This window comes from Actinosynnema sp. NPDC059335 (genome assembly GCF_042752395.1).
GTDB lineage: Bacteria > Actinomycetota > Actinomycetes > Mycobacteriales > Pseudonocardiaceae > Actinosynnema.
Genome location: NZ_JBHYXZ010000068.1, coordinates 1 through 4,465 on the forward strand (window position 1 = coordinate 1; position 4,465 = coordinate 4,465).

Below are 4,465 nucleotides of genomic sequence, written 5' to 3' on the forward strand. Positions count from 1 at the left end.
GTGCGGTTGGCCACCATCACGAACAGGCCGGCCGCGACGGCCAGCAGGCCGCACAGCAGCAACGAGAACCGGTAGCCCGACAGCAGGGCCTCCGTGGAGGCGTCCGCCACCGCGACACCGTCGGGCAGGACGCCCGCGGTCTTGGCCACGGCGATCGCGGCGAACACCGCGACGCCCAGGGCCGAGCCCATCTGCTGCGAGGTGTTGAACAGACCGCCCGCGAGGCCCTGCCGGTCGTTCGGCACGCCGGCGGTCGCCGAGATGATGATCATGACGACGGCGGTGATGTTGCCGAAGCCGATCAGCGCGGTGCCGACCAGCACCACCGCGAGGCCCGTGCCGCCCGACGGCAGCGTGGCCACCACCAGCGACCCGGCCGCCTGGCAGACCACGCCGAGCACCATCGTCACCTTCGGCCCGAGCTTGCCCGCGATCTTGCCGACCACGAAGCCCGCCAGCATCGCCGTGAGGCCCAGCACCGAGAACGTCAGGCCGGTGCGCAGCGGCGTGTAGTGCTCGATCACCTGGAGGTACAGCGTGAGCACGTAGGTCGAGCCGACGAACGCGCCGATCAGCGCGAGGTTGGTCAGGTTCGCGATCACCAGCGCGCGCAGCTTGAAGATGCTCAGCGGCACGAGCGGGTGGGCGGCGCGGTTCTCGATCAGCACGAACGCCACCAGCAGCACGGCGGCCAGGGCGAACGCGCCCAGCGTCGTGCCGCCGAGCCAGCCGTCGGTGTTGGCCACGGACAGCGCGTAGACCAGGCTGATCAGCGCGATGGTCACGGTGACCGCGCCCGGCATGTCCAGCTTGGTGCGCTGGGTGGCGGCGCTCGACTTGGCGATGAACACGACGGCGGCGATGCCGGTGACCAGGCCGATGGGCACGTTGATGAAGAAGACCCAGCGCCAGTTGAGCAGGTCGGTGAGGACGCCGCCGGCGATGACGCCGCAGACGAAGCCGAGCGAGAGGACCGCGCCCCAGACGCCGAGCGCCCGGTTGCGCGCCGGGCCTTCGGCGAACGAGGTGGTGAGCAGCGCCAGCGCGGCGGGCGCGACGAGCGCGGCGGCCAGGCCCTGCACGCCACGCAGGACGACGAGCTGGATGGCGTCCTGCGCGAAGCCCGCCAGCAGCGAGGCGATGCCGAACACCAGCAGGCCGATGATGAACGCCTTGCGCTGGCCGTAGAGGTCGGCGATCCGACCGCCGAGCAGCAGGCACCCGCCGAAGGTCAGCGCGTAGGCGCTGACGACCCACTGGAGGTCGTTGACCGAGAAGCCGAGGTCGGCCTGGATCGTCGGCAGGGCGACGTTGGTGATGGAGAAGTCGAGGACGATCATGAACTGGGCGGCGCAGAGCAGCAGGAGGACGAGCCCGCCACGCTTGGTGCTGCCGGAGGCGCCTTCGGCCGACGGGTGCTGGGACGGCACCTCCGCCGGCTCCCCCGTCCGCGGTTCAGCTGTACTGGACAACGTCATGCTCCCTTGATTAGCACCGGATTGCGCGTCAACTATCGATAAGCGCGGTGGAGCCAGCCAGAGCAGCAGCTTTACCAGTAGTCCAGTTACCAGGTTGAGGTCACCGAGAGCGATCGCTCATGTGCTCAGGAATACCTGCGCCCCTACACTTAACGTATTCGCCGCCCTCGTGGAACATCGCCGGCCGGAAATCACCCGACTTTCCGAGTGAAGATCACCTCCCGGGGTGATCCCCCGAACCGGACGAACCCGGCTTTCTCGACGACCGACAGCCCCAACGAAGACCGCGCCGCCCCGGTTCCCGCGGCCCCTCGGAGGGGTGCGGGTCGCGCGGGCGCGCCTGCGGTTCCGGGCTCCGCGCCGGGGCGGTCGTGCGCGCGGCTCGTCGGTCGCGCGGGGCGGGGCGGGCGGCTGCGGCCCGGGCGTCGCGCCGAGCCGTGTCCGCCGGCGGTCGGTCGGGGACGCGGACACGGCGGGGTCGCGGCGCGGGTGGCCGGGCGCGACGGGTGCGGGTGGCCGGGCGCGGTGAGGGGTGCGGGTGGGAGCCGGCCGGAAGGCGGCGTCGGTGGCTGTGATCCTTCCCCTTGCGCGATCCCGTAGCGGCGGCGCGGGGATCGGGTCCGCGCGGCTTCCCGCGCCCCGCCGCGGCTGCTACACGCGCACGCGCGCAGAGGAATTCGGTGCGAACCCGTGTCCCGACAGGCGTTCCCGGCGCGTCTCAGCGCAGTTGCCACAGTGGACTCGGGCTCGTTGTCCGGTCCCGGACCGCTGGGCAGGCTGGTCGTGCCCAGTACAGTCGGCACCGGAGGAAATCCCGTGACCACAACCGATCCGCTGCGGGTCGAGGAGCAGAACGTCCTCGCCATCCGCACGCTCAACGACATCGTGAACGAGCGCCGCTACGACGACATGGACGTGCTGTTCACGCCCGACTTCGTCGACAACAACCCGGCGTGGAGCGTCCGCGACGTGGCCGAGCTGAAGACGCTGCTCGCCGAGGCGCACGAGGCGATGGCGTTCACCTCCCACCACGACCAGATCTACCCGGCCGGCGACGACAAGGTCGTCATCCACATCACCTTCACCGGGCGGTTCGTGAAGGACTTCCTCGGCCGGCGCGCCACCGGCGAGCCGATCACCTGGACCAGCATCGAGGTCTACCGCTTCGAGCACGGCAGGATCGCCGAGCGCTGGGTCCAGGCCGACACCGCCGGCCTGCTCCGCCAGCTCGGGGTGCCGCTGCCGTGACCACGTCCGTGAAGGGGATCACCATGGTGACGTTCCTGCTGCACATCACCGTCAAGCCCGAGCACCAGGGCGAGGCCCTGCGCACGCTCGCCGAGATCCAGCGGCTGTCCCTGCAGGACGAGGGCTGCGTGGACTTCATCTGGCTGCGCCACGAGGAGGACGTGAACAAGTTCACCCTCTTCGAGCGCTGGGAGAGCCAGAAGCACCTGGACGACCACCTCGCGAAGATCATCCCCGTCTGGGAGGAGTTCGCCCCGTGCCTCGCGGGCGACCCCGTCTCCCAGAGCGTCCGGGCGGTCACCGAGCTGGCCTGACCGCGGCCGGTCGCGAGTCGAACGAAGGAGAACACCGTTGAAGGACCGCACTTTCCTGGTCACCGGGGCCACCGACGGCCTCGGCCTCGACCTCGCGAAGAGGCTCGCCGCGACCGGGGCGACCGTGCTCGTCCACGGTCGTGACGCGCAACGCCTGGCCGACGCGGCGCGCGACGTGGGCGGGGACGTGCGGACCTACCTGGCGGACTTCGCCGACCTCGACCAGGTCCGGGCGATGGCCGCACGCCTGGCCGAGGACGGCGTGCGGCTCGACGTGCTGATCAACAACGCCGGGATGGGCGCGGGCCGCCGCGACGACCGGCGCCTGGAGAACGGAGCGGGCCACGAGCTGCGGTTCGCGGTGAACCACCTCGCCCCGTTCCTGCTCACCAGGTTGCTGCTCCCGCTGCTGTCACCGGGCGCGCGGATCGTCACCGTCGCGTCGGCCGGGCAGTCCCCGATCGACTTCGACGACGTGATGCTGCACCGGGGGTACGAGCCGCTGCGCGCCTATCGGCAGAGCAAACTGGCGCAGATCGCGACCTGCTTCGAGCTGGCCGAGCGGCTCGACCCGGCGCAGGCGACCGTGAACAGCCTGCACCCGGCGTCGTTGATGGGCACCAAGATGGTCTACGAGACCTTCGGCTACACCATGAGCACCGTGGCGGAGGGCTCCGAGGCGACGTTGCGCCTCGCGCTCTCCGACGACCTCGCCGGGATCACCGGGCGCTACTACGACGGCGTCCGCGAAGCCCGCGCCCACGCGCAGTGCTACGACCCGTCCGCGCGGCGACGGCTGTGGCGGCTCAGCAGCGAGCTGGTGGGCCTGCCCGCGGACTGACGCGACGCGGAACGGGTCGCCTGCCGCCGACACGAAAGGCGATCCCATGAAGTGGTCCCATGTCGCACTCAATTGTCGCGACCTGGCAGCGACCGAGGAATTCTACACGCGCTGGTTCGGTTTCAAGCGCGCCCGTTCCTTCGACCTGGGTGACACGTCCATCGTGTTCCTCAAATCGGGGGACGTGTACCTGGAGCTGTTCGGCGGCGCCGCGGTGAACGCGGCCGGCGCGCCCACGCTGGTGGAGCGCGACGGCCCGGACGGCGTCGGCGCGGTGCGTCACCTGGCGTTCCAGGTGGACGACGTGGACGCCCTGCTCCGGCAGATGGGCGACGACGCGCGGGTCAACCTGGGCCCGCTCGACTTCGACGGCTTCATCCCGGGGTGGCGCAGCGCGTGGCTGACCGACCCCGACGGGGTCGTGGTCGAGGTGAGCCAGGGCTACCGCGACGAACTGTAGGAAATGCCGCACCCGGACCCGGGGGGGGGGGGGGGGGGGGGGGGGGCGCGGCGCGGGGGGGGGGGGCGTGGAATGAGTATTTTGTGGTGTGGGGGGGGGGGGTGGGGTGTGTGTTTGTGTGGTT

5 protein-coding genes are annotated in these 4,465 nt (G+C 70.9%); 4 read left to right on the top strand and 1 reads right to left on the bottom strand.

Features of this window, described 5'->3' with window-relative positions; all coding sequences use genetic code 11:
• Window positions 1–1,472 (bottom strand): MFS transporter (locus tag ACFXGA_RS21525; RefSeq protein ID WP_378090530.1); only part of this gene is annotated, 1,472 nt, incomplete at its 3' end.
• Between the two features lie 822 nt (window positions 1,473–2,294).
• Between ACFXGA_RS21525 and ACFXGA_RS21530 the strand changes: the two genes are divergently transcribed.
• From ACFXGA_RS21530 to ACFXGA_RS21545, 4 genes are read left to right on the top strand one after another with little or no spacing between them, the layout of a single operon-like run.
• Window positions 2,295–2,726, top strand: coding sequence for an ester cyclase (locus ACFXGA_RS21530; protein WP_378090532.1), 432 nt, complete (start codon window positions 2,295–2,297; stop codon window positions 2,724–2,726).
• The gene (locus ACFXGA_RS21535) at window positions 2,723–3,040 is read left to right on the top strand and encodes a putative quinol monooxygenase (RefSeq protein ID WP_378090534.1); all 318 of its coding nucleotides are present in this window, start codon (window positions 2,723–2,725) and stop codon (window positions 3,038–3,040) included. The genes ACFXGA_RS21530 and ACFXGA_RS21535 overlap by 4 nt, the downstream gene beginning before the upstream one ends.
• A 37-nt stretch (window positions 3,041–3,077) precedes the next feature.
• Complete coding sequence (locus ACFXGA_RS21540; RefSeq protein ID WP_378090536.1) at window positions 3,078–3,881, top strand: SDR family NAD(P)-dependent oxidoreductase; 804 nt, start codon at window positions 3,078–3,080, stop codon at window positions 3,879–3,881.
• 46 nt (window positions 3,882–3,927) lie between these two features.
• Window positions 3,928–4,341 (top strand): VOC family protein, encoded by a 414-nt coding sequence (locus ACFXGA_RS21545; RefSeq protein WP_378090538.1) that lies wholly within the window; start codon window positions 3,928–3,930, stop codon window positions 4,339–4,341.
• The last annotated feature ends 124 nt before the right edge of the window (window positions 4,342–4,465 follow it).